The organism is Lysobacter sp., assembly GCF_035655815.1.
Lineage (GTDB): Bacteria > Pseudomonadota > Gammaproteobacteria > Xanthomonadales > Xanthomonadaceae > Lysobacter_J.
Window position 1 is genome coordinate 30388 of sequence record NZ_DASRTS010000011.1, and the last position, 21773, is coordinate 52160.

A 21773-nucleotide genomic window follows, 5' to 3' on the forward strand; every position below is an offset into this window, starting at 1 on the left:
CCGCCATTCGTAACACGGCCGGGCGTCACGGCGTGTCTAGCCCGGCACGGAACGCGTCGGCCAGTCCGCTACGGGCCGCGCATCATCAGCCGATCCGGATGGCTGGAGCGCACGAATCGCACGCACAGCAGCACCGCGGCGAAGGTGAGGCCGGCGATCAGGCCGATCCACATCCCCTTGGGTCCCCAGCCCAGCCCCAGGCCCAGGCCGGCGCCCAGCGGCATGCCGATGCCCCAGTACGCCACCGCGGCCAGGATCATCGGCACGCGCGTGTCCTTCAGCCCGCGCAACGCGCCGGCCGAAAGCACCTGCACGCCGTCGGGGAACTGGAACGCCGCCGCGTACAGCAGCAGGGATGCCGCCAGCGTTGCCACCGCCGCATCGCGCGTGTAGAAGCCGACCAGCAGCTCGTTGCCGGTGAGCAGCACGATGCCCGACAGCAACTGCGTGCCCAGCACGATCGCGTAGCCGGCCTTGGCGGCGCGGCGCACGCCGTGGAAGTCGCCGCGACCCAGCGCGTGGCCCACGCGCACGGTGGTCGCCTCGGCCAGGCCCATCGGCACCATGAAGCACAGCGCGGCCAGGTTGATCGCGATCTGGTGCGCGGCCGCGGGCACTTCGCCCAGGCGGCCCATCAGCAGCGCGGTGGTGATGAACAGCCCGCCCTCCATCAGCACGGTCACGCCGATCGGCAGGCCGGTGGCCAGCAGGGTGCGGATGGTGGGCCAGTGCGGCCGGTCGAAACGTTCGAACAACTTCAGGTCGGCAAAGCGACTGGACCGCTTCAGCACGATGAAGAAGCCGATGGCCTGCAGCCACAGCATGATCGCCGACGCGATGCCCAGCCCGCCCGCGCCCAGTTCCGGAAAACCGAACTTGCCGAACGTCAGCGTGTAGCCCACCGGCAGCAGCACCAGCAGGCCGCCCGCGCTGAGCAGCAGCGTCGGTAGGGTCCAGTGCAGGCCCTCGCTGAGGTAGCGCATGCAGAAGAACAGCGTCAGCGCGACGACGCCCCAGCGGATGCCGTGCAGGAATTCGGTCGCGCCCGGGATGATCTCCGGCGCGATGCCCATCGGCGCCAGCGCGTACGGGATCAGCGTCAGGAAGGCGAACAGCACCACGCCCAGTCCCAGCGCCAGCCACAGCGCCTGGCGAAACAGGAAGCCGATGTCGCCACGGCGGCCGGCGCCGTCCAGCTGCGACACCGATGGCGGCACCGACAGCAGCGTGCCGATCGGCACCATCATCGGCAGCCACCACAGCGCGGTGCCGATGGTGACGGAGGCCAGCGTCGTGGTGCCGTGGTGGCCGGCCAGCACGTTGTCGACGAAACCGATCAGGCCGGTGGAGACGTGGCCGCCGACCAGCGGCGCGGCGAGCAGGGCGGTGGTGCGGACTTCACCGGACAGGCCCGTGCGGCCGGCGGCGGGAGCGGAAGGAAGCGACATCGGGGGAAACCAGACGCACGACTGCGGCCGCGCGACCGCATCCAATGTCGGGCGCTGGCGCCGGGTCGCGGCGGCCCGCTATCTTACCGGCCATTGCAGGGTTTGTTTTTTCCGAACGCATCGGCTTGCTGGCTCGTTTGCTCGCCGGGTCAACGCGCGCTGCACGCATCACGTCACGCATCAGGCACGCGAGTCCGCGACCGAACGGGCCGCGCGGTCGCCACGGGGAGATTGCAGGACCATGAACGCATCGGCCGCGCACGAGACGCCGACCCATTGCGAGAACTGCGGCGCCGCGCTGCAGGGCCATTACTGCCACGACTGCGGACAGTCGGTGGTCAACCCGATCCGTCACGCCGCGCATGCGGTGGAGGAAGTGTTCGAGGCGTTCTGGCACCTGGACGGACGCATCTTCCAGACCCTGCGCGACCTGCTCCGCCCGGGCCGCGTCGCGGTGAACTACCTGGCCGGCCAGCGCGCGCGTTACGTCGCCCCGCTGCGCCTGTTCGTGGTGCTGAGCGTGCTGACGTTCTTCGTCGCGCAGCTGGTGATCCACGTCGAAAGCGAGGGCCCGGACAGCCCGGTGCAGTTCCTCGACGACGGCGCCAAACCGAGTGCGAGCGGGGGCGCGAAGCGCAGCGGCGCGGCCAACAAGGAAAGCCGGAAGTTCAACGACGCCGACACCATCGACCAGGTCGAGAAGGTCCGCGCGCGCGAACTGGCCGAGCTGGACGAAGGACTCCAGGCGGTCTCGACGATGCTGCCGCACGTGCGCCGTCCGTTCGAGATCGCGATGGACGACGTGAACCGCGCCGCCGACGCGCGCAACGAGCAGCTGCGCAAGGAGTTCGGCTATACCGTCGAGGAAGCCGAGAAGCGCAAGCAGGACGCGCAGGCGGAGCTGAAGTCGCGCGTGACGCAGGAGGAGGCCATTCCCAGCATGGAGAAGGCCAAGACGCTGGCCGAGCTGGAAACCCTGCGCAACGAACGCCTGGAGAAGCAACGCGCCGCGCTGGCCGCGCTGCCCGCCACGCAGCAGGCCGAGCACAAGCGCCAGCTGCTGGAAATCCGCGAGACCAACCACGCCGCCGGCTGCCGCGCGGCGAAGCTGCAGATCGACGTCGCCACCGCCAGCGAACACGGCCTGCGCCGCAAGCGCGCGGACGATGCGCGGATCTACGGCGACACCAACTGCGACGGCCGCCTGACGCTGTTCGGCAGCGAGGAGCCGTGGGACGAGGAACTCAACCCGGTGACGTTCGCGTGGGCGCCGGATTTCTTCAACGCCTGGGTCAACCGGCAGATCGCGCACGGCAAGGATAATGTGAGCCGCATGGAGCGCGACCCGGGCCTGTGGGTGCGCGCGATGCTCGGCGCGGTGCCGTCGGCGCTGTTCCTGCTGGTGCCGGTGTTCGCGCTGCTGCTGAAGCTGGCCTACCTGGGCTCCGGCCGCCTGTACCTGGAACACCTCGTCGTCGCGCTGTACAGCCACGCCTTCATGTGCCTGGCGATCCTGGCGTTCTTCCTGCTGATCGCGCTGGACAACGCCATCTCGCCGCACTGGGGCGCGTTCGGCTGGATCACGGGAATCCTGGAGTTCGGGCTGTGGATGTGGATGCCGGTGTACCTGTGGCTGATGCAGAAGCGCGTGTACCGCGACGGCTGGCTGCTGACGACGGTGCGCTACCTGGTCATCGGCAACCTGTACTTCGTGCTGCTCGGCTTCGCGGTGGCGTTCCTGGCGCTGGCCAGCATCGTGCGGATGTAACGGTGGACGGCACCGCGATGCGCGTGATGTACGAGGTGAACCTGGACCTGGACGCGTCCATTGCCGGCGACTACCGCACGTGGCTGGAAGCGCACATCCGCGAGATCCTGGCGTTGCCCGGCTTCATCGGCGCACGGCTGGCGCAGGTGGACGAGCCGGCCGCACCGTCTGGTCGTGTCGCGCTGTGCGTGCAGTACACATTGCGCGATGCCGCCGCACTCGACGATTACCTGCGCGACCACACCCCGCGCCTGCGTGCTGAAGGCCAAGCGCGCTTCGGCGGTCGTTTCACCGCACGACGACGGGTGATGCGGGTGCTTGGCGACTACTAGGGCGCGTGATGCCGGCGCCGCCGCGGCGAAGCGCTAGCGCTGCAGACGGCGCCACAGCCAGTCGCTGCGCTCGGCAGGACTGACCGCGAGCAGTTCGCGGCGCAGCGTGTCGCGCGCGTCCGGCGGCGTGCGCTGAGCGAGCACGCCCAGTTCCTGCCGCTGCTGCGACGACATCGCCTGCAGCACGCGCAGCAGCGGCTCGCGTTGGTCTTCTGGCGCCTGCGCGAGCAGCGGTTGCAGGCGCGCATAGTCCGCCCCCAGCGAAGGGCCCAGCAGCCAGCCGCGCTGCTCGCTGCGATCCAGCGCATCGAACTGCGCACGCCATGCCGCGCGCACGTCCGGCGGCATCGCCGCGTAGTGCGTGGCCACCAGCTGTATCTGCGAGCGCTCGGCCGCCGGCAGCGCCTGCCAGGCGTGGTACTGCTCGCGCCGACGGTCGCGTTCCGCGCGCGGCAGCAGGTCCCACTGCGCGGCACGCTGGCGGAACGCATCGCGCTGGGCCGGCGTCCATGCCTCCCACTGGTCGAGGTTGCGCCGCAACGCGGCCTGCGACGCGGACGGCAGGCGGTCCAGCAACTCGCGCAGGTCGGCCGGCGCCGCACCGACGGCGAACACCGCCAGTCCAAGCACCAGGGCCAAGGCATGCTTACGGCGCATCGGCGGTCTCCGCTTCCGTCTCGCCGATGCCGGCGGGGTCCGGCGCGGGGGTCGGCGGCAGCGCCTCGTCCTGCGGCACGTCGGCCGGTGGGGTCGGCTGTTCGACTCCGGCGGCCTGCTGCGCGGCCAGCCAGCTGTTGAACGGCAGGTCCTGCGCGGCGGCTTCGCCCTGCGGATCGGCCAGCAGCGCGAAGTCGCGATGGGCGATCAACGCGGTCCGGGTGTCGTAGTGAGCGGCGGGCGCCTCGGCCTCGGGAAGCGGCTCGACGTGGACCTGCCCCGGCGCGGCACCGCCACCGAGCAGCGAACCCCAGGGCTGGAAGGTCGCGACCAGCGCCAACCCGCACAGCACCAGCAGGCTCCACAGCAGCGGCATCAGCCAGCGGGGACGGGAGGGGGCGTCGTTGCCGGCCGGAGCGGTTCCCTGCGCGGACGAACCCTCGCCCCGCAGGACCGCCTCGCGCATGGACGCCAGCCGCACCAGGCGGTCGGGGGCCAAGGTCTTGATGCGCCGGTGGATCTGCTCGCGCAGCGGCTGCCAAGAGGAAGTGTCGGCCCGCCCGTCCTCGTGCCGGGGCAGTGCCCGCTGCAGGGCGAGCCGGTAGGTAGGAAGGGACACGCCCAGCACCTGGGCGGCGTCCTCGTCGCTCAGGCCGGCCGCCACGCGCAGCAGCAGCGCGGCGCGCGGGCCGCCGCCGAGTTCGCCCAGCCGGTCGGTCGCCTCGATGGGCACCGCCACCCGGGTGCGCTGCAGCAGTTGCGGCTGGGCCAGCAGCAGGGCCCAGAACCGCCGCGGCCACTCCGCCATCGGCAGGCCTTCGGCCTCGGCCCGGAAGCGGCGCATCGCCAGCGCCAGGGCCGCGTCGCCGGAGGCGGCATCGCCGGTCTGCAGCTCGGCCAGGACCGCGCCGCGCCGTTCGACGCCACGCAGGAACGCGGACAAGGCAGCCGGCGCGGCGGTGGAAAATTCGGGGGAAACGCTCATCGGACCGGCTTCACCATACGCCGCATCATAGCGGTGCGACTTCTCCGCAAAACCGCTTGACAACGTCCTGTTACGTGCTCCGCCAAGCAGGACGGGCCTCGTCCGAAAAATGTGGTTGTGCACAGCAGTAACGCAGCCGTCATCGGGACGTGGCTGAACAGGGACGCCACCCGGGTGACAACCATGTTTCACACCTAAGCTCATGATCTTAAAGAAAATATCCGCGTTGGCACTTTTTTCACCAACCCGACCAGGAGCTTTGTTTTTACTGGATCGGGCCCTTCTGCCGACACGCGATGCACAGATTTATCCACAGGTGATGTGGATAAGGGTGCTTTCCCTTTGGACATAGCTACTTACGTGATTTTTGTCACAGCCTTGGCAACAATGAACGGCAACTGTCGAGGCTCCTGCCCACCCCGCCCGGGCCGGTAGACTGCGCCGATGCCCGAACCCTCCCCGACCCCGCCGTCCGTGTGGCGGCTGGCCCTGCCGGTCCCGCTGCCGCGGCTGTTCGACTACCGGCCGCCCGCGGGGGAATCGGCGGGGCCCGAGGACGTCGGGCTGCGGGTGCGGGTGCCCTTCGGGACGCGCGAACTGGTCGGCGTGGTGGCCGATGTCGGCCCGCCCGAGGACCCCGCCGCCGAGCTCAAGGCCGCGCTGGAGCGGCTGGACCCGGAACCGGTCCTGCAGGGCGAATTGCTGGAATCCCTACGGTGGCTGGCGCGCTACACCCACGCCCCGCTGGGCGAAGTCCTGACAACCGCCCTCCCCGCCGCCCTGCGGCGCGGCGAGGCCATGCCCGATACCCACGCCTGGGCCTGGCAGCTGACGGAGGCCGGGCAGACCGCGCGCGAACGCCTCCGCGCCGGACGTCCACGGCTGCTGGCCGACCGCCTGCAGCCCGGCCCCTTGGACGAAGACCGGCTGGACCTGGAGTTCGAGGACTGGCGTAGCGCCGCCCGTGCGCTGGTCAAGCGCGGACTGGCCGAGCGCGTCGCGATTCCGGCCGCCGCCCATGCGCCGCTCCCCGCCGCCGGTCCAGCCCTCAACCTCGAGCAGCAGGCGGCGGTCGACGCGGTCCTGGCCAGCGCCGGCGGCTTTGCCGGGCTGCTGCTGGACGGCGTCACCGGCAGCGGCAAGACCGAGGTCTACCTGCACGCCATCGCCGACTGCCTGGCGCGTGGAAAGCAGGCGCTGGTGCTGGTGCCGGAGATCGGCCTGACGCCGCAGACGCTGGCGCGCTTCCGTGCCCGCCTGGGCGTGCCGGTGCATGCGCTGCATTCGGGCCTGAGCGACAACGAACGCGCGCGCACCTGGGCCGCCTTCGCTCGCGGCGAGGCGCGCGTAGCAGTCGGCACGCGCTCGGCCGTGTTCCTGCCGCTGCCGGACGCCGGGCTCATCGTCGTCGACGAGGAGCACGACGGCAGCTTCAAGCAGCTCGACGGCATCCGCTACCACGCGCGCGACTTCGCGCTGGTGCGCGGCAAGGCGCTGGAAGTGCCGGTGCTGCTGGGCAGCGCGACGCCGTCGCTGGAGTCGCTGCGCAATGCCCAATCCGGACGTTACGAGCACCTGCGCCTGCATGCGCGCGCCGGCCAGGCGCAGGCGCCGCGGGTGCGCGTGTGCGACGTGCGCAAGCGCCCGCTCGAAGCGGGCCTCTCGCCGGAGATGTTCGCCGCGATCGAACAGGCGCTGACGGCGGACGGCCAGGTGCTGGTGTTCAAGAACCGCCGCGGCTACGCGCCCGTGCTGCTGTGCCACGACTGCGGGTGGAGCGCGCATTGCCCGCGCTGCAGCACGCCGCTGCAGGGCACGCCGATGACCGTGCACGCCGGCGGTCGGCGCCTGCAGTGCCATCACTGCGGTACGCGCCGTCCTGCGCCGTCGGCCTGTCCGGATTGCGGCGGGCTCGCCCTGCAGGCGCAGGGCGCCGGCACCGAGCGCATCGAGGAAGCGCTGGCCGCGCGGTTTCCCGAGGTGCCGGTGGTGCGCATCGACCGCGGCACCACGCAGCGGCGCGATGCGCTGGAAAAGCTGCTGGCGCAGTTCGGCACGCAGCGCGGCATCCTGGTCGGCACGCAGATGCTGGCCAAGGGCCACGACCTGCCCAACCTCACGCTGGTGGCGGTGGTGGGCGTGGACGAGGGCCTGTTTTCGGCGGACTTCCGCGCGCCGGAGAAACTCGCGCAGCTGCTGATCCAGGTGGCCGGTCGCGCCGGACGCGCGCAGCGCGCGGGCGAGGTGCTGCTGCAGACCCACCACCCCGATCATCCGCTGCTCAACACGCTGATCGCCGGTGGCTACCACGCCTTCGCCGGCGCCGAACTCGCGCAACGCGACGCGGCCGGCTTCCCGCCGTTCGCGCACATGGCGATGCTGCGCGCGGAAGCGAAGCAGGTGGAGGCCTGCGAGGCGTTCCTGCGCATGGCGCGCGAATGCCTGCGCGCACAAGGCGCCCCGCTCGACCTGCATGGCCCGCTGCCCGCGCCGATGCCGCGCCGTGCCGGCTTCCAGCGCATGCAGTTGCTGCTCTCCGCCGCAGACCGGCGCAGCCTGCATGGCGCACTGGACGGCGCGATGCCGGCGATCCACGCATCCCCCGAAGCGCGCAAGGTGCGCTGGTCGCTGGACGTGGATCCGGTGGACCTGTACTGAGCGATCGGAGAGGCGAGAGTGGAGAGGAACGAGTAGTACGGATGGCCGTGCGGCCCTCTCCACTCACTCCTCTTCCATCTGCACTCGCCCGCGCCACATCCACACCGCGAACACGTACAGCGCCAGCGCGATCAGCAGCGTCGTGCGCAGGCCCAGCGCCATCGCCAGCAGCAACGCAAGGATCGCCGCGATCACCGAGGCGCAACCGTTGAGGGCCCACGCCCACGGCACGAAGGCGGGCGCGCGTCGCGACAGTCGCGCCAGGCCCAGCGGAAACGGGATGCCCATCGCGAAGGCGAGCGGCGCGATGCCGACCAGGCAGGCGAGGCCACGCAATGTCACCGGCCAGGCCGCCGCATGTTCGAGCAGCAGCACGAACACCACGAACTGCCATAACAGGCCGAACATGATCACGCGGACCGCCCAGGCCACGCGCGCGGCGATGGCCGCATCGCTGCCGTCCGATCGCGACAGCCATCGTTGCGCATGTGCGCTGCCCGCACCGGCGCACAGCAGGAACCCCGCCAGCGCCACGTTCGCCGCCAGCAAGGGATGGCCCAGCAACAGCGTCATGCGTGACAGTGTCGCGATCTCGATCATCAGGAACGCGAGCCCCAGCGCGATGAAGTACAGCCCGGCGCGTTCGCGCGAAACGCCCGCATCGCTCGCACGTGGCAGCGCACGCAGCGGCAGCAGCACCAGGATCACCGCCAAGGCCGTGGCCAGCATCAGCGCGCCGACCAGCAGCAGATAGCCCGAATCCAGCAGCACGGCGCCACCCTGCCCGCGCAGGCGCAGCAGCTCCGGCAGGCTGTGCCAGCGGAAGAAGTGGCCGAAGTACGGGCGGTCGTCGCGCGCCGGGTCGATGTCGAACTTGTACGCACGCAGGTAGTCCCGCGCGTGCGGTGACAGCAACGCCTGCACGCCGTCGAACAGGTACGGCGGTTCGAGCAGGTGCATGCGGTCCTGCGGCGCGGATGCGCGCACCCCGGGCGCATGCACGACGTCGAAGTCATGCCGATGCGCGAAGCGTTGCAGCGCGGCGACCGTCTCGCGCGGCATCGGCGAGCGCGCGATGAGCCACGTGCTCGCATCCCAGTTGCGGATCGCAGCCAGCTGTCGCGCGGGGTCCGGCGCGCCCCGCTCGCGCAGCGCTGCCACCGCGGTGGCGAAAAACTTGAGCTCGTCGCGCGGCGGCTGCTTGGTCCAGTGCGTGGCGACGATCATGCCGTCCGGCGAGAGCCGCGCCAGGTAATCGCGCAATGCCTCGACGGTCAGCGCGTACTGCTCGCTGGCCGATTGCACGCCCGCGCCGCTGCTGGCGAAGGATTCGCCACCGGCCAGCACGATCAGGTCGTACGTGCGCGGACTGGCGCGTACGAAGGCGCGCGGTTCGGCATGAAAGGCCTGCACGCGACGGTCGCGCAGCAGGTCGCCGGTGTACCCGGCAAACACATCGCGTACCCACTGCAGCCGCTCGGCCGAGGCCTCGACGGCGTCCACCTGCCGCGCGCCCAGGTTCAGCGCCTGCAGTACTTCCATCCCGCCACCCACGCCGAGCACCAGCACGCGATCGGGTGTGCGCATGCGGTAAGGCAGCGCCGAAGTCATCGCCTCCAGCCACCGCGCATCGACGTGTCCGTCGTCGCGCAGCATCACGCTCATCGCGTCGCCATCGGTGTACAGCGCCAGTTGCGGTGGCGGCTCGCCGGTGTAGGACAGGCTCTGGCCCGGCGCGTGACGCAGCGGAACGCGGCGGCTTTCCAGCACCGTGAACCAGCCGTGCGGAGCCGATCGCTCCGCCAGCACGCGCGCCTGCGGCAGCAGCAACGCCTTGCTCAGGCCCTTGAACTCGTTCGGCGATGGCGTCAGCAATCGTGTTGGCCACAGCGCAAGCAACGCGATGCCGATGGCGATCGCAACGATCAGCGGTCTTCGCCCGCGCATCACCAGCATCGCCGCGACTACGCCGCACATCGCGGCCGCCAGCAATCCGTTCTGCAGCGGCCACCAGCCCAGCGCCAGCGCGACCAGCGCGCCGACGCCTGCGCCGCACAGGTCCGCCGCGTACAGCGCGGGAATGCGGGGCCCATGAAAGGCGAACGCCAACCCGAAGCACGCTGCGGCAAAGAAGAACGGCACCGACAAGGTGAGGAACAGCGCACCGAGCCACAACAGCTGGCGCGCGTTCCACACCAGCTCCAGTCCGTTGAAGGGAATCGCCCGCGCCACGACCGGCGTCAGCGTCGCCGAGACCGCGAACGCCAGCGCGCATGCACCGAACGCCGCATCGAAGCGCGGGCCATCGCGCGCCACGTCGCGATCACGCAGCCACAGGCTGAGCCACGTGCCGCTGGCACCGTGGCCCAGCAGCGCGAGGCTGATGATCATCACCGCGAACGGATGCCAGTGCACGATTGCCAGCCAGCGCATCAGCAGCAGCTGGTAGGCCAGTGCCGCCGCCGACACCAGCGCGATCGCCAGCGTCAGGCGGAAGCGTGATCCGGCGATGGACGTTTCGACACTGTGCACGGCACCGCTCGCTGTTGCGGCGCCCGCGCCTCAGTCGCGGGCTCCAGCCTGACCGGCGCCCGTCAACGGCACGAAGCGGACGGGCAGCACCTGCCGCGTGCGGACGCGGCCGCCGCCATCCTTCTCCACCAGCAGCAGCGTCTGGGTGAAGAAGCTGCTGCCGACCGGAATCACCATGCGCCCGCCCGGTTTCAGCTGCGCCACCAGCGGCGGCGGAATCGACGATGCCGCGGCAGTGACCACGATCGCATCGAACGGCGCGTGCTCCTTCCAGCCGTAGTAGCCGTCGCCGGTGCGCGTGGCGACGTTGCGGTAACGGGCGAGGCGCTGTGCGGCCTGGCGGGCCAGCGGCTCGACGATCTCGATGGAGAAGACCTGCGGACCGGATTCGGCGAGCACCGCTGCCTGGTAGCCCGACCCGGTGCCGATCTCGAGGATCTTCTGCCCCGAGCGTGGCTTCGCCAGCGTGGTCATCAGCGCCACGATGTACGGCTGCGAGATGGTCTGTCCGTAACCGATGCCCAGCGGGCGGTTCTCGTAGGCCTCGCCGCGCTCGGACGCCGGCACGTATTCGTGGCGCGGCACGCGGCCGATGACGTCCAGCGTCTGCCGGTCGATCTGCAGCGCGGTACCGGCATCGCCACTCGACTGCGAGCGCAATTCGGCGACCAGCGCGCGGCGCGCACCTGCGTAGCGGTCGCCCTCCTGCGCAGGCGCCGGCGGCGACATCATCGCGGCGACGACGACGCCGATCAGCAGCCTGGCGATGGCGGACCCGCCTGACATGGCGGCGAGTGTAGGTGTGCGGCCGTTAGCGCGCCGAAAACGCCTCGTCGCGCGTTTTCAGGCGTTCTCAGGCCTTCTCAGGCTTCTTCGCCGCCTTCGTCTTCGCTCGCGGCCGATAACGCACCCAGACGATCTGCTCGTCGCGCTTCACCTCGAACTGCTCCGTCGCCTCGATCAGATCGCTCAGCTTGCGATAGCCGTAATTGCGCGAATCGAACGACGCGCGATTGCTGATCTGGTGGCCGACCGCGCCCAGGTGCGCCCAGCCGTCCTCGCCGCTGGCCGAATCCACCGCGCCACGCAGCATGCGCATCAGCGCCGTGTCGCCGCGCAGTTCCTTGCCGGCCTTCGGCGCGGTCGCGACCACCGCCGTTTCGGTGCTCGGCTGCACCAGCGCTTCCAGGTAGGTGAACTTGGAGCACGCATTCACGAACGGCGCCGGCGTCTTCTTCTCGCCGAAACCATAGACCTTCACGCCCTCGGTCAGCAGGCGCATCACCAGCGGCGTGAAGTCCGCGTCGCTGGAGACAATGGCGAACCCATCCAGGTTGCGCGCGTACAGCAGGTCCATGGCGTCGATCACCATGGCCATGTCGGACGCGTTCTTGCCGGTGCTGTAGGCGAACTGCTGGATCGGCCGGATGGCGTACTCGTGCAGCGTCGCCTCCCAGCCCTTCAGGTGCGGGCTCTTCCAGTTGCCGTAGGCGCGGCGCACGTTGGCGGCACCGTGGCGGGCCACCTCGGCCAGGATCGCGTCGATCTTGCCCGCCGGCGCGTTGTCGGCATCGATCAGCAGGGCGATCCGGCGCTCGGGTTCGGCCATGGCGGAGGGTCCTGGACGGCGTTCGCGCGAGCCTAGCGCAGGCGCCGGCACGCGGGCATGACGGCGCCCGCGCGATCCCCCACAATGGGACCGATACCATTCGAACGAACCCCACGAAAAGCACACCATGACCAGCCAGCTCGAACAGCTCCGCAGCCTGTCGGCGGTGGTCGCCGACACCGGCGACATCGACGCCATCGCCCGCTTCCATCCGCTCGACGCGACCACCAACCCCTCGCTGCTGCTGAAGGCCGCCTCGCTGCCGGCCTATGCGCCGCTGATCGACTCGGCCATCTCGCAGGCGCGGGGCACCGACCTGCCCGCGCGCGTCGCCGACGCCGCCGACCTGCTAGCCGTCACGGTGGGCGTGGAAATCCTCAAGCTCATCCCCGGCCGCGTGTCGACCGAAGTCGACGCACGCCACAGCTTCGACACGCAGGCGACGCTGGCGCAGGCGCGCAAGCTGGTCGCACTGTACGAACAGGTCGGCATTGGCCGCGAGCGGCTGCTGATCAAGATCGCCTCGACCTGGGAAGGCATCCGCGCCGCCGAGCAGCTCGAGCGCGAAGGCATCAACTGCAACCTGACCCTGCTGTTCTCCTTCGCGCAGGCGGTGGCGTGCGCGGAGGCCGGCGTGTTCCTGATCTCGCCGTTCGTGGGCCGCATCCTCGACTGGCACGTGGCCAACGGCGGCGAAAAGCCGGCCACGCCGCAGGACGACCCGGGCGTACAGTCGGTCACGCGCATCTGGCACCACTACAAGCGCCACGGCTTCAACACCGTCGTGATGGGCGCCAGCTTCCGCAACACCGGGCAGGTGCTGGCGCTGGCCGGCTGCGACCGGCTGACGATCTCGCCGGACCTGCTCTCCGCACTGGCCGATGCCAGCGGCGACGTGCCGCGCGCCCTCACCGACACCGGCGAGCGCCAACCGGCACCGGAGCGCATGAGCGAGTCCGTGTTCCGCTGGGAGCACAACGAAGACGCCATGGCGACCGACAAGCTGGCCGACGGCATCCGCAAGTTCGCCGCCGACCAGCGCAAGCTGGAGGCGATGCTGGCGCAGCGGCTGGGATAAATGCCCCGCCCGCGGACGGATCAATGCGAAGCCCGGCTCATGCCGGGCTTTTTTGTACGCGTCACGCCAAGCTGCTATTAGCTGTCATTCCCGCGAAGGCGGGAATCCATCTTTCAGTCACATCTTCCTCTCCGAAGCCGTGATGCGCGCCGGTCTGGATCCCCGCCTTCGCGGGGATGACAGCAATAGAGCGTCCGCGCTCATCGCGACAGTCAAAAAGGTCCGCTCCCGTAGCCCGGGATAAGGCTAAGGCCGCATCCGGGTCATGCCGACAACCTAAGGCGCGCCTTGGCGGCTTATCCGGGCGACAAGGGTTGGCGCAGCGCGCTCGAATGGTTAGCTCGCTCGCGATGGATCAGTGCGCGACAGTCCCGGGTGCGCTTCGCTTACCCGGGCCCCAGGGCCGATACCGGGCTTCTTTTAGCCGTCATTCCCGCGAAGGCGGGAATCCATCCTCCCGCCGCGTCATCCTCTCCGAAGCCGTGATGCATGCCGGCATGGATCCCCGCCTTCGCGGGGATGACAGCAATAGAGCGTCCGCGCTCATGGCGCAGTCAGAGAGCGTCCTCCCATAGCCCGGAAAAGGCCCAAGGCCGCCCGGGTCATGCACGACAGTCCGGGGAGCGCTTCGCTTACCCGGGCCACGATGGCGCTGGTCACCATCACGTCGACATCTCCCCGCATCACTTCAGGCAAACTGACGCGCATGGATGCCACCGCCTCGATGACACCCGCCCAACGCCTGCGCAGCATCTTCAGCGGTTCGGTCGGCAACCTGGTGGAGTGGTACGACTGGTACGCCTATTCCGCGTTCGCCATCTACTTCGCGCCGCATTTCTTCCCCAAGGGCGACACCACCGCGCAGCTGCTCGACACGGCGGCGGTGTTCGCGGTGGGCTTCCTGATGCGCCCGGTCGGTGGGTGGCTGATGGGCCTGTACGCCGATCGCTACGGCCGCAAGGCGGCGCTGATGGTCTCGGTGCTGCTGATGTGCGTGGGATCGCTGCTGATCGCGCTGGCGCCCGGATACGAGAGCATCGGCCTGGCCGCACCGGCGCTGCTGGTGTTCGCGCGGCTGCTGCAGGGCCTCAGCGTCGGCGGCGAGTACGGAACGTCCGCGACCTACCTCAGCGAGATGGCACAGTCACGTCATCGCGGTTTCTGGTCGAGCTTCCAGTACGTGACGCTGGTGATGGGCCAGTTGCTCGCGCTGGCGCTGCTGGTACTGCTGCAGCGCGCGCTGCTGACCGAGGAACAGCTGCACGACTGGGGCTGGCGCATTCCCTTCGTCGTCGGCGCACTGTGTGCGGTGACCGCGCTGTACCTGCGCCGCAGCATGCAGGAAACCGAATCCTTCGCCGTCGCGCGTACGCGCGATGCGAAGCAGCGTGGCAGCCTGCGCGTGCTGCTGCAGCATCCGCGCGAGGTGCTGACGGTGATCGGCCTGACCATGGGCGGCACGCTGTCGTTCTACACGTTCACCACGTACCCGCAGAAATTCCTGGTGAACACCGGCGGCTTCAGCAAGGCCGACGCGACGCTGATCTCCGCGGCGTCGCTGCTGGTGTTCATGTTGCTGCAGCCGCTGGTCGGCGCGCTCTCCGATCGCACCGGACGCCGCCCCATCCTCATCGCCTTCGGCGTGCTCGGCACGCTGTGCACCTACACCATCCTCAGCGGCATCGCCGCGTCGAACACGCTGCTGAGCGCATTCGCATGGGTGATGGCGGGCCTGGTGATCGTTACCGGATACACGTCCATCAACGCCGTGGTGAAGGCCGAACTGTTCCCCGCGCACATCCGCGCGCTCGGCGTGGGCCTGCCTTACGCGCTGACCGTGTCGGTGTTCGGCGGCACGGCCGAGTACATCGCGCTGTGGTTCAAGCAGATCGGCCACGAGTCGTGGTTCTACATCTACGTCACCGCGTGTGTCGCCGTTTCGCTTACGGTGTATGTGCTGATGCGCGACACCAAGCACCATTCGCGCATCGACCGCGACCATGACGTCATCGGCCGCGACGTGGCCGTTCCGGACAGGACTCCCATCGCATGAGTGCAACTTCGGCGCGTCCGCATGTCGTGATCGTCGGCGGCGGTTTCGCCGGCCTGTGGGCCACGCGCGCGCTGGCCGGCAGCGATGTGCGTATCACCCTGGTCGACCGGCGCAACCACCACCTGTTCCAGCCGCTGCTGTACCAGGTGGCGACGGCCGGCCTGTCCTCGCCCGACATCGCCGCACCGCTGCGCCACATCCTGCGCAAGCAGCGCAACGTGGAAGTGCGGCTCGGCGAGGTGATCGGGCTGGACAAGACCGCACGCACCGTGTCGCTGGCCGATGGCGATGCGCTGCATTACGACTACCTGCTGCTCGCCAGCGGCGCGACGCACGCCTACTTCGGCCACGACGAATGGAGTGCGGACGCGCCCGGCCTCAAGACGCTGGACGACGCGCTGGCGATCCGCCGCCGCCTGCTGCTCGCGTTCGAACGCGCGGAAGCCTGCGAGGACCCCGCCGAGCGCGAGGCGTGGCTCAGCTTTGCGGTGGTCGGCGGCGGACCGACCGGCGTGGAACTGGCCGGCACGCTGGCGGAGATCGCGCGCCACACGCTCAAGCGCGAGTTCCGCAACATCGATCCATCGCAGGCCAGGGTGCGGCTGGTCGAAGCCGGACCGCGCGTGCTGGCGTCGTTCCCGGAATCGCTGTCGGAGAAGGCGCGCCGCCAGTTGCACAAGCTCGGCGTGGAAGTCGTCACCGGTACGCCGGTGAGTGCCATCGACGAACGCGGCTACACGCTGGGCGACCGCTTCGTTCCCGCACGCACCGTGCTGTGGGCCGCGGGCGTGGCGGCCTCGCCACTGGGCGCGCTGCTGGACGTTCCGCGCGACCGCGCCGGCCGCGTACCCGTGCAAGCCGATCTCAGCGTGCCGGGCCATCCGGAGATCTTCGTCGCGGGCGACCTGGCCAGCGTGCAGCAGAACGGCAAGCCGGTGCCGGGCGTCGCGCCCGCCGCCAAGCAGATGGGTTCGCACGTAGCGCGCGTGATCCGGTCGCGCCTCGCCGGCGCGACAGCCCCACCGTTCCGTTATCGCGACTTCGGCAACCTCGCCACCATCGGCCGCATGGCCGCGGTCGTCGACCTGCATGGGCTGAAGATTTCGGGCCTAATCGCCTGGTGGTTCTGGCTTGCCGCCCACGTGTTCTTCCTGATCGGCTTCCGCAACCGAATCATCGTGCTGATCAACTGGGCCTGGGCCTACTGGAGCTACCAGCGCCACGCGCGGATCATCCTGGGCGGCCAAGAGACGGGGCAGGAGCGCGCGCCGTAGACATGGCCAGTGCGCCTTCCCCAGCGCGCGACGGTCATCCTGTTGCCGTACATCGAAGACGGCAGCCGCATCGCGGCTGCCGTCGGTACTCGCTTACGTCCAGATGTCGATGTACTCGGCGGTGGCGCTCACCGTCTTGCTGGCACCGGTGTCGTTGTCGCGAATGGTAACCGTCAGCGTGACGGGATGGCCGCCGACGCTGGTGTCCTTCCGGATCGACTGGTTGCACCACGCCACGTTTCCGCATTGCGCGGACGACCAGGTAAACGTGTAGTTGCCCGGCGCAAGGCCGATGACTTCGAAGTGTGCGACGGTCGGGTTGGGCTGGGCGGGCGTCCAGCCGCTCGCGCAGAAGCCCGACGTCAATTGGTCAAACGCCGATGTGTCCACATAGCACGCCAAGCTCGCATTGCTCACGTCTCCCGCCTTCGCGGCAGGCGCATACGTACCCAGCATCGAACCGCACAGCACCAAAGCCATTCCAGCCAGCTTCGTACTCATCCTGAGACTCCTTGCGTTGGGTTCACCCTTCCCCGCCACCGCACCGCGCGGTGGCGGAGGGCGAGGGGAAAGTCCATGCAAGGCAATGAAGACAATGTGAAATGCGGTCGCCCAAAAGCCGATGGCCCGGCAGTGCCGGGCCATCGTGAGTCGTTCGACGCGGGTCGCGTTATGCCGCGAACAGCGCGCGCATCTTCTTCAGCGCGTTGGCCTCGATCTGGCGGATGCGCTCGGCGCTAACGCCGTATTCGTCGGCCAGTTCCTGCAGCGTGATCTTGCTGTCGGCGTCCAGCCAGCGGCGGCGGATGATGTCGCGCGAGCGGGCGTCCAGTCCGGACAGGCCTTCGCGCAGCAGGGCGAGGTGGTTGTCTTCCTCGTCCTCGCGCTCGTACGCCTGCGAGGGGTCCTCGCCGTCGGCGCGCAGGTAGGCCACCGGCGACGGCGGGGCGTTGTCGTCGTCCTCATCCGGCGCGTCGAAGCCGATGTCGCGGCCCGAGAGGCGCGACTCCATCTCCAGCACTTCGCGCTCGGAGACGTTGAGGTCCTGGGCCACGGCGCGGACCTCCTCGGCGTTCATCCAGCCCAGGCGGGTCTTGGACTTGCGCAGGTTGAAGAACAGCTTGCGCTGCGCCTTGGTCGTGGCGACCTTCATGATGCGCCAGTTCTTGAGGATGAACTCGTGCATCTCCGCGCGGATCCAGTGCACCGCGAAGGACACCAGGCGCACGCCCTGGTCGGGGTCGAAGCGCTTGACCGCCTTCATCAGGCCGATGTTGCCTTCCTGGATGAGGTCGCCCATCTGCAGGCCATAGCCGTTGTAGCCACGGGCCACGTGGACGACGAAACGCAGGTGCGAATGCACCAGCTCGCGGGCGGCGTCCAGGTCTTCCTGGTCGCGGAAGCGGCGGGCCAGTGCCTGCTCGTCCTCGGCGCTCAGCACCGGGATGCGGTGCACGGCGTTGACGTATGCGTCCAGCGAGCCGAGGGCGCTCGGCACCGGGAGGTTGTTGGAAACCAGCGGGATGGACAGGGTGTTCTGGGTCATGGGGGGCATCTTAGCAGTCGAAATGGTGGTCTGCTAAAGGTCGAAAGGGCCTCAGTGTTTCATGGGTGGGACAAAGCGCGGCGGGTCGAGTTGCCCGGCCATCCCGAATGGATCGCCTGATAAATCAACCATTTGGCGCGTGAGAGGAGCGTCGGGACCGCGTGACCGGCCCGGTGTTTCGCGACGCCGTTCATAGACCCGGCCGGGACGAGAAAGTTCACCACCGGCTCCCGCCGGGAAATGCGGGCTGAGCCCGCCGGCGGTCAGGTCGGTAGCGTGGCCCTGGACGGCAACGACCAGTCGATGGGCGTCTTGCCGTGACGGGCCAGGTATTCGTTGGCGGCCGAGAAATGCCCGCAGCCGAGGAAACCGCGGTGCGCGGACAGCGGCGACGGATGCGGCGCCTTGAGCACCCTGTGCCGGCGAGGGTCGATCACCTTGCCCTTGGCTTGGGCATAGCTGCCCCACAGCATGAACACCAGCCCCTCGCGCTCGCGGTTGAGCACGTCGACGACGTGGTCGGTGAAGCCTTCCCAGCCCTTGCCCTGATGGGCGCCGGCACGGCCTTCCTCCACCGTCAGGACGGCATTGAGCAGCAGCACGCCCTGCCGCGCCCACGGCAGCAGGCAGCCGTGGTCGGGCCGCGGGATGCCCAGGTCCCGCTGGATTTCCTTGAAGATGTTGTCCAGCGACGGCGGAACGCCCACGCCCGGCTGCACCGAGAAGCACAGCCCATGCGCCTGGCCCATCCCGTGGTACGGGTCCTGGCCCAGGATCACCACCTTCACCTGGTCGAACGGCGTCGCGTCGAATGCGGCGAAGATGTTCGGACCGGGCGGAAAGATGCGCGCGCCGGCTGCCTTGCGGTCGCGCAGGAAGCCCGAAAGGGCCTGCATCTCGGGCCGCTGCAGGTAATCGCCGATGCGGGCCTTCCACGACGGCTCCAGGCGGATGCGGTCTGCGGTCTCGCTCATGAGTCCAGAGTGGCCGGCTCGCCCAGTCGCGCCAGGCGCAACTGGAACAGCGTCTTGGTCACCAGCAGGCGTTCCTCGATCGGCTTGAGCACGAGGTCGTTGGCGCCGGCGCGCAGCAGCGCGCTCTGGTTGTCGGCATTGGCGTCGCCGGTCATCACCAGCACGGGCAGGCGCCGCTTGCCGTAACCGAAGTCGTCGCGCAGTCGCGCCAGCAGGTCGTTGCCGCTGAGCGCACCCTTCAGGTAGACGTCGGTGAGCACGAGGTCAGCGCCGGCATCATCCTGGCCGCGATGCGTTTCCAGGTATTCCAGTGCTTCTTCCACGCCCACGAAATGCAGCACGGTGAGGCCGTGGCGCTCGAGCATGCGCTTGGTCGCCAGCGCGACCACCTTGCTGTCCTCGACGTACAGCACGCGTGCGCCCGGGATCGGCTGCGGATGCACGTAGCCACGGATGAAAGCTGCGAGTGCGTTGTGGCCCAGCGACTTGTCGAAATAGTCGGTGACGTCCTCGGTGAAACGGCGCGACTCCAGGTGCGCCTGCGCATCCCCGGAGACGACGATGATCGGCACGTAGGCCTGCCCCGCCGATTCGCGCACGGCGCGCGCCAGCGCGATCCCGTCGCCGTCAGGCAGAACCAAGGAGGTAGTGACCAGGTCGACCGCGCCGTTGCCCAGCGCGGCGCGCGCCTCGGCGATGTCGGCGCAGGGCACCACGACCGCGTCAGGCAGTTCGCGCGCGAGCACGTCGCCGATCAGCTTGCGGACCAACTTCGAGCCGTCCACGACCATGATGCGCGGCGCGGTGCTGGCGAGATGGCGGAGATCCTGGCTCATGTGATCGGTCGCGTCTGGCGCAGGTAATGGCCGGTCACCAGGCCGGCACCGAGCCAGCCGAGGATGCCCGATGCGGTCACGATCGCGACCGCTTGCGGCAGATCGAAGCCCTGCAGCGTGAACTGGCTGCCGTAACTGCGCGCCAGCTCCATCAGCGGCGCTCGCAGCGCATGGTCGGCCGCGGTCAGCAGCGCCAGGCCCAGCGCCCCGGCCACCAGCCCATAGCACGCGCCCAGGTACAGGAACGGACGACGGATGAAACCGTCGGTCGCGCCCAGTTGCTGGAGCACGGCGATTTCGTCGCGGCGCGACTGGATGTCCAGCCGCACCGTGTTGCCGACCACCAGCAGCGCGCCCAGGCTGAGCAGCGCGGCGAGCACCCAGGCCAGGCGCACGCCGAAGCGCAGCCAGTTGTCGAGGCGCTGGCGCCAGGCCGCGTCGTGCTGGACGACGTCCACCTCGGGCACCGTGCCCAGCGATTGCGCGAGCGTGGTCTCGTCGCCCTTCGGGCTAACGATCAGCAGGCTCGGCAGCGGATTGCCGTCGACGGCGGAAATGGCGTCGCCCAGGCCGCTGTTGCGGCGCAGTTCTTCCATGCCCTGTTCGGGCGTGCGCAGCTCGACATCGGCCACGTCGGCGCGGGCGCGAAGTTGCTCGGCCAGCGCGCGGGCGCGCTCCACCGTGACGTCGGACTTGAGGAACAGGCTGATCTGGCGCGACTGCTGCACCGTGCCGGTGAAGCGCTCGACGTTGTTCAGCGCCGCCCACAGGCCCAGCGGCAACGTGATCGCCACCGCCATCACGCCGATGGTCAGCGCGGTCGCCCACGGCTTGCGCAGCATGCGGCCGAAGCTGGCCACCAGGCTGTAGACGTGGTGGTCGAACCAGGTGCCCAGGCGCGACTGCGTGAGCGCAGGTCGGGCCGACGGTGCGGTGGTCGACGAGCTCACTGCGCCAGGTCCTGCGGCGAGATGTCGTCGACCAGCCGGCCCTGGTTGAGCACCAGCACGCGCTTCTTCATGCGCTTGACCAGCGCCAGGTCGTGGCTGGCGACCAGCACGCTGGTGCCGCGCTCGGGCAGCGATTCGAACAGCGCCATGATCTCCGCCGACAGGGTGGGGTCGAGATTGCCGGTGGGTTCGTCGGCCACCAGCAGGCGCGGCTCGCCGACGATGGCGCGCGCGATGCCCACGCGTTGCTGCTCGCCGGCGGACAGTTGCGTGGGCAGCGCCTGGGCTCGTTCGCCCAGACCGACCTTGTCGAGCACGTTGCGCACGCGCTTGCCGATCTCGCCGCGGCGCATTCCGCGCAGGATCAGCGGCAGTGCCACGTTGTCGGCGACACTGCGGTCGGCCAGCAGGCGGTGGTCCTGGAAGACGATGCCGACGTCGCGCCGATGCAATGCGATGCGGCGCCCGCGGACCTTGAGCAGGTTGCGGTCGCCGAAGACCACCGCGCCCCGGGTCGGGCGTTCGGAAAGATGGATCAGCCGCAGCAGCGTGCTCTTGCCGGCGCCGGAATGGCCGGTCACGAACAGCATTTCGCCCTGCGCGACCTCGAAGCTCACTTCGGCCAGCGCATCGCGGCCGTCGTATCGCTTGCTGACGTTGTCGAAGCGCAGGACGCTCATCGCTCACCGGTGCTCACACGCGTGCCGACAAGTATCGGCGGCACGGGCGTGGATGGCTAGCGCGAAACGGACCGCGCGCACAGACCGCGACGGGATCCGCACGGCCCGGATACGACCGGCGGACCGGATCGACCCGGTGCCGGTCGATCAATGCTGGCTGCGCGGCGAACGCGAGATCAACGACTTCAGGCCACGGCCGATGCGATGCAGCAGGCCGAGCTTGTCGCCGTCCGGCTTGGCGCCCGACTTCTGCGCGTGTACCTGCGTCGGCTGCCGCGGCTTCTGCGGCGCGGCGGCTGCCGGTGCGGTCGCCCCCTCGGCGCCCTCGATACGGCGACCGCCACGACGGCGGCGACGCTTGCGCGGTGCGCGCTCGGTGTCGGCTGCGGATGC

18 protein-coding genes and 1 pseudogene are annotated in these 21773 nt (G+C 69.5%); 6 read left to right on the forward strand and 13 right to left on the reverse strand.

The annotated features are described in order from the left end of the window. Positions 1–68 precede the first annotated feature (68 nt). A complete protein-coding gene (locus VFE83_RS01950) occupies positions 69–1448 on the reverse strand; it encodes an MATE family efflux transporter (protein WP_324903185.1) in 1380 nt (459 codons plus the stop codon). Positions 1449–1689: 241 nt separating this feature from the next. Here VFE83_RS01950 and VFE83_RS01955 point away from each other — a divergent pair. After that, positions 1690–1990, forward strand: a pseudogene (locus VFE83_RS01955) (DUF3667 domain-containing protein); the annotation flags it as partial. Between the two features lie 1228 nt (positions 1991–3218). After that, on the forward strand, positions 3219–3548 hold the full coding sequence (locus tag VFE83_RS01960; RefSeq protein ID WP_324903186.1) for a DUF4286 family protein: 330 nt from the start codon (positions 3219–3221) through the stop codon (positions 3546–3548). Between the two features lie 33 nt (positions 3549–3581). Here VFE83_RS01960 and VFE83_RS01965 read toward each other — a convergent pair whose 3' ends face one another. Then, positions 3582–4205, reverse strand: a complete 624-nt coding sequence (locus VFE83_RS01965) for a DUF3106 domain-containing protein (protein WP_324903187.1) — start codon at positions 4203–4205, stop codon at positions 3582–3584. Further along, positions 4195–5190 (reverse strand): sigma factor-like helix-turn-helix DNA-binding protein, encoded by a 996-nt coding sequence (locus VFE83_RS01970; RefSeq protein ID WP_324903188.1) that lies wholly within the window; start codon positions 5188–5190, stop codon positions 4195–4197. The genes VFE83_RS01965 and VFE83_RS01970 overlap by 11 nt, the downstream gene beginning before the upstream one ends. A 444-nt stretch (positions 5191–5634) precedes the next feature. On the opposite strand from VFE83_RS01970, the gene VFE83_RS01975 reads away from it, so the two are divergent. Continuing rightward, the gene (locus VFE83_RS01975; RefSeq protein ID WP_324903189.1) at positions 5635–7848 is read left to right on the forward strand and encodes a primosomal protein N'; all 2214 of its coding nucleotides are present in this window, start codon (positions 5635–5637) and stop codon (positions 7846–7848) included. 63 nt (positions 7849–7911) lie between these two features. Here VFE83_RS01975 and VFE83_RS01980 read toward each other — a convergent pair whose 3' ends face one another. The 3 genes from VFE83_RS01980 to VFE83_RS01990 form a co-directional block, all read right to left on the reverse strand. Further along, positions 7912–10380, reverse strand: coding sequence for a hypothetical protein (locus tag VFE83_RS01980; protein WP_324903190.1), 2469 nt, complete (start codon positions 10378–10380; stop codon positions 7912–7914). Positions 10381–10410: 30 nt separating this feature from the next. Continuing rightward, complete coding sequence (locus VFE83_RS01985) at positions 10411–11166, reverse strand: protein-L-isoaspartate(D-aspartate) O-methyltransferase (RefSeq protein ID WP_324903191.1); 756 nt, start codon at positions 11164–11166, stop codon at positions 10411–10413. 67 nt (positions 11167–11233) lie between these two features. Next, on the reverse strand, positions 11234–11989 hold the full coding sequence (locus tag VFE83_RS01990) for an NYN domain-containing protein (protein ID WP_324903192.1): 756 nt from the start codon (positions 11987–11989) through the stop codon (positions 11234–11236). 127 nt (positions 11990–12116) lie between these two features. On the opposite strand from VFE83_RS01990, the gene tal reads away from it, so the two are divergent. The 3 genes from tal (at position 12117) to VFE83_RS02005 (ending at position 16394) form a co-directional block, all read left to right on the forward strand. Beyond that, a complete protein-coding gene (gene tal, locus VFE83_RS01995; protein WP_324903193.1) occupies positions 12117–13067 on the forward strand; it encodes a transaldolase in 951 nt (316 codons plus the stop codon). A gap of 706 nt (positions 13068–13773) precedes the next feature. Continuing rightward, entirely contained in the window at positions 13774–15120 is a 1347-nt protein-coding gene (locus VFE83_RS02000) for an MFS transporter (RefSeq protein ID WP_324903194.1), read from the forward strand. Continuing rightward, positions 15117–16394, forward strand: coding sequence for an NAD(P)/FAD-dependent oxidoreductase (locus tag VFE83_RS02005; protein WP_324903195.1), 1278 nt, complete (start codon positions 15117–15119; stop codon positions 16392–16394). The genes VFE83_RS02000 and VFE83_RS02005 overlap by 4 nt, the downstream gene beginning before the upstream one ends. Positions 16395–16487: 93 nt before the next feature. On the opposite strand, the gene VFE83_RS02010 is transcribed toward VFE83_RS02005, so the two are convergent. The 7 genes from VFE83_RS02010 to rhlB all read right to left on the reverse strand — a co-directional run. Next, on the reverse strand, positions 16488–16895 hold the full coding sequence (locus VFE83_RS02010) for a hypothetical protein (protein WP_324903196.1): 408 nt from the start codon (positions 16893–16895) through the stop codon (positions 16488–16490). Between the two features lie 169 nt (positions 16896–17064). Then, positions 17065–17940, reverse strand: coding sequence for an RNA polymerase sigma factor RpoH (gene rpoH, locus VFE83_RS02015; protein WP_324903197.1), 876 nt, complete (start codon positions 17938–17940; stop codon positions 17065–17067). A gap of 263 nt (positions 17941–18203) precedes the next feature. Then, positions 18204–18914: a uracil-DNA glycosylase gene (ung, locus tag VFE83_RS02020; RefSeq protein WP_324903198.1), complete on the reverse strand. Its 711-nt coding sequence runs from the start codon at positions 18912–18914 to the stop codon at positions 18204–18206. After that, positions 18911–19750, reverse strand: a complete 840-nt coding sequence (locus VFE83_RS02025; RefSeq protein WP_324903199.1) for a response regulator — start codon at positions 19748–19750, stop codon at positions 18911–18913. The genes ung and VFE83_RS02025 overlap by 4 nt, the downstream gene beginning before the upstream one ends. Continuing rightward, positions 19747–20700 (reverse strand): permease-like cell division protein FtsX, encoded by a 954-nt coding sequence (gene ftsX / locus VFE83_RS02030; RefSeq protein ID WP_324903200.1) that lies wholly within the window; start codon positions 20698–20700, stop codon positions 19747–19749. The genes VFE83_RS02025 and ftsX overlap by 4 nt, the downstream gene beginning before the upstream one ends. Beyond that, complete coding sequence (ftsE, locus tag VFE83_RS02035) at positions 20697–21380, reverse strand: cell division ATP-binding protein FtsE (protein WP_324903201.1); 684 nt, start codon at positions 21378–21380, stop codon at positions 20697–20699. The genes ftsX and ftsE overlap by 4 nt, the downstream gene beginning before the upstream one ends. 147 nt (positions 21381–21527) lie before the next feature. Beyond that, positions 21528–21773, reverse strand: a 246-nt coding sequence (gene rhlB, locus VFE83_RS02040; RefSeq protein WP_324903202.1) for an ATP-dependent RNA helicase RhlB, incomplete at its 5' end; no start/stop codon positions are given.

What these genes read in the sequence shown, in the direction of transcription:
- VFE83_RS01950 (WP_324903185.1), bottom strand. Translation starts at nt 1,448, where the DNA reads ATGTCGCTTCCTTCCGCTCCCGCCGCCGGCCGCACGGGCCTGTCCGGT.
- VFE83_RS01965 (WP_324903187.1), bottom strand. Translation starts at nt 4,205, where the DNA reads ATGCGCCGTAAGCATGCCTTGGCCCTGGTGCTTGGACTGGCGGTGTTC.
- VFE83_RS01970 (WP_324903188.1), bottom strand. Translation starts at nt 5,190, where the DNA reads ATGAGCGTTTCCCCCGAATTTTCCACCGCCGCGCCGGCTGCCTTGTCC.
- VFE83_RS01975 (WP_324903189.1), top strand. Translation starts at nt 5,635, where the DNA reads ATGCCCGAACCCTCCCCGACCCCGCCGTCCGTGTGGCGGCTGGCCCTG.
- VFE83_RS01985 (WP_324903191.1), bottom strand. Translation starts at nt 11,166, where the DNA reads ATGTCAGGCGGGTCCGCCATCGCCAGGCTGCTGATCGGCGTCGTCGTC.
- VFE83_RS01990 (WP_324903192.1), bottom strand. Translation starts at nt 11,989, where the DNA reads ATGGCCGAACCCGAGCGCCGGATCGCCCTGCTGATCGATGCCGACAAC.
- tal (WP_324903193.1), top strand. Translation starts at nt 12,117, where the DNA reads ATGACCAGCCAGCTCGAACAGCTCCGCAGCCTGTCGGCGGTGGTCGCC.
- VFE83_RS02000 (WP_324903194.1), top strand. Translation starts at nt 13,774, where the DNA reads ATGGATGCCACCGCCTCGATGACACCCGCCCAACGCCTGCGCAGCATC.
- VFE83_RS02005 (WP_324903195.1), top strand. Translation starts at nt 15,117, where the DNA reads ATGAGTGCAACTTCGGCGCGTCCGCATGTCGTGATCGTCGGCGGCGGT.
- VFE83_RS02010 (WP_324903196.1), bottom strand. Translation starts at nt 16,895, where the DNA reads ATGAGTACGAAGCTGGCTGGAATGGCTTTGGTGCTGTGCGGTTCGATG.
- rpoH (WP_324903197.1), bottom strand. Translation starts at nt 17,940, where the DNA reads ATGACCCAGAACACCCTGTCCATCCCGCTGGTTTCCAACAACCTCCCG.
- ung (WP_324903198.1), bottom strand. Translation starts at nt 18,914, where the DNA reads ATGAGCGAGACCGCAGACCGCATCCGCCTGGAGCCGTCGTGGAAGGCC.
- VFE83_RS02025 (WP_324903199.1), bottom strand. Translation starts at nt 19,750, where the DNA reads ATGAGCCAGGATCTCCGCCATCTCGCCAGCACCGCGCCGCGCATCATG.
- ftsE (WP_324903201.1), bottom strand. Translation starts at nt 21,380, where the DNA reads ATGAGCGTCCTGCGCTTCGACAACGTCAGCAAGCGATACGACGGCCGC.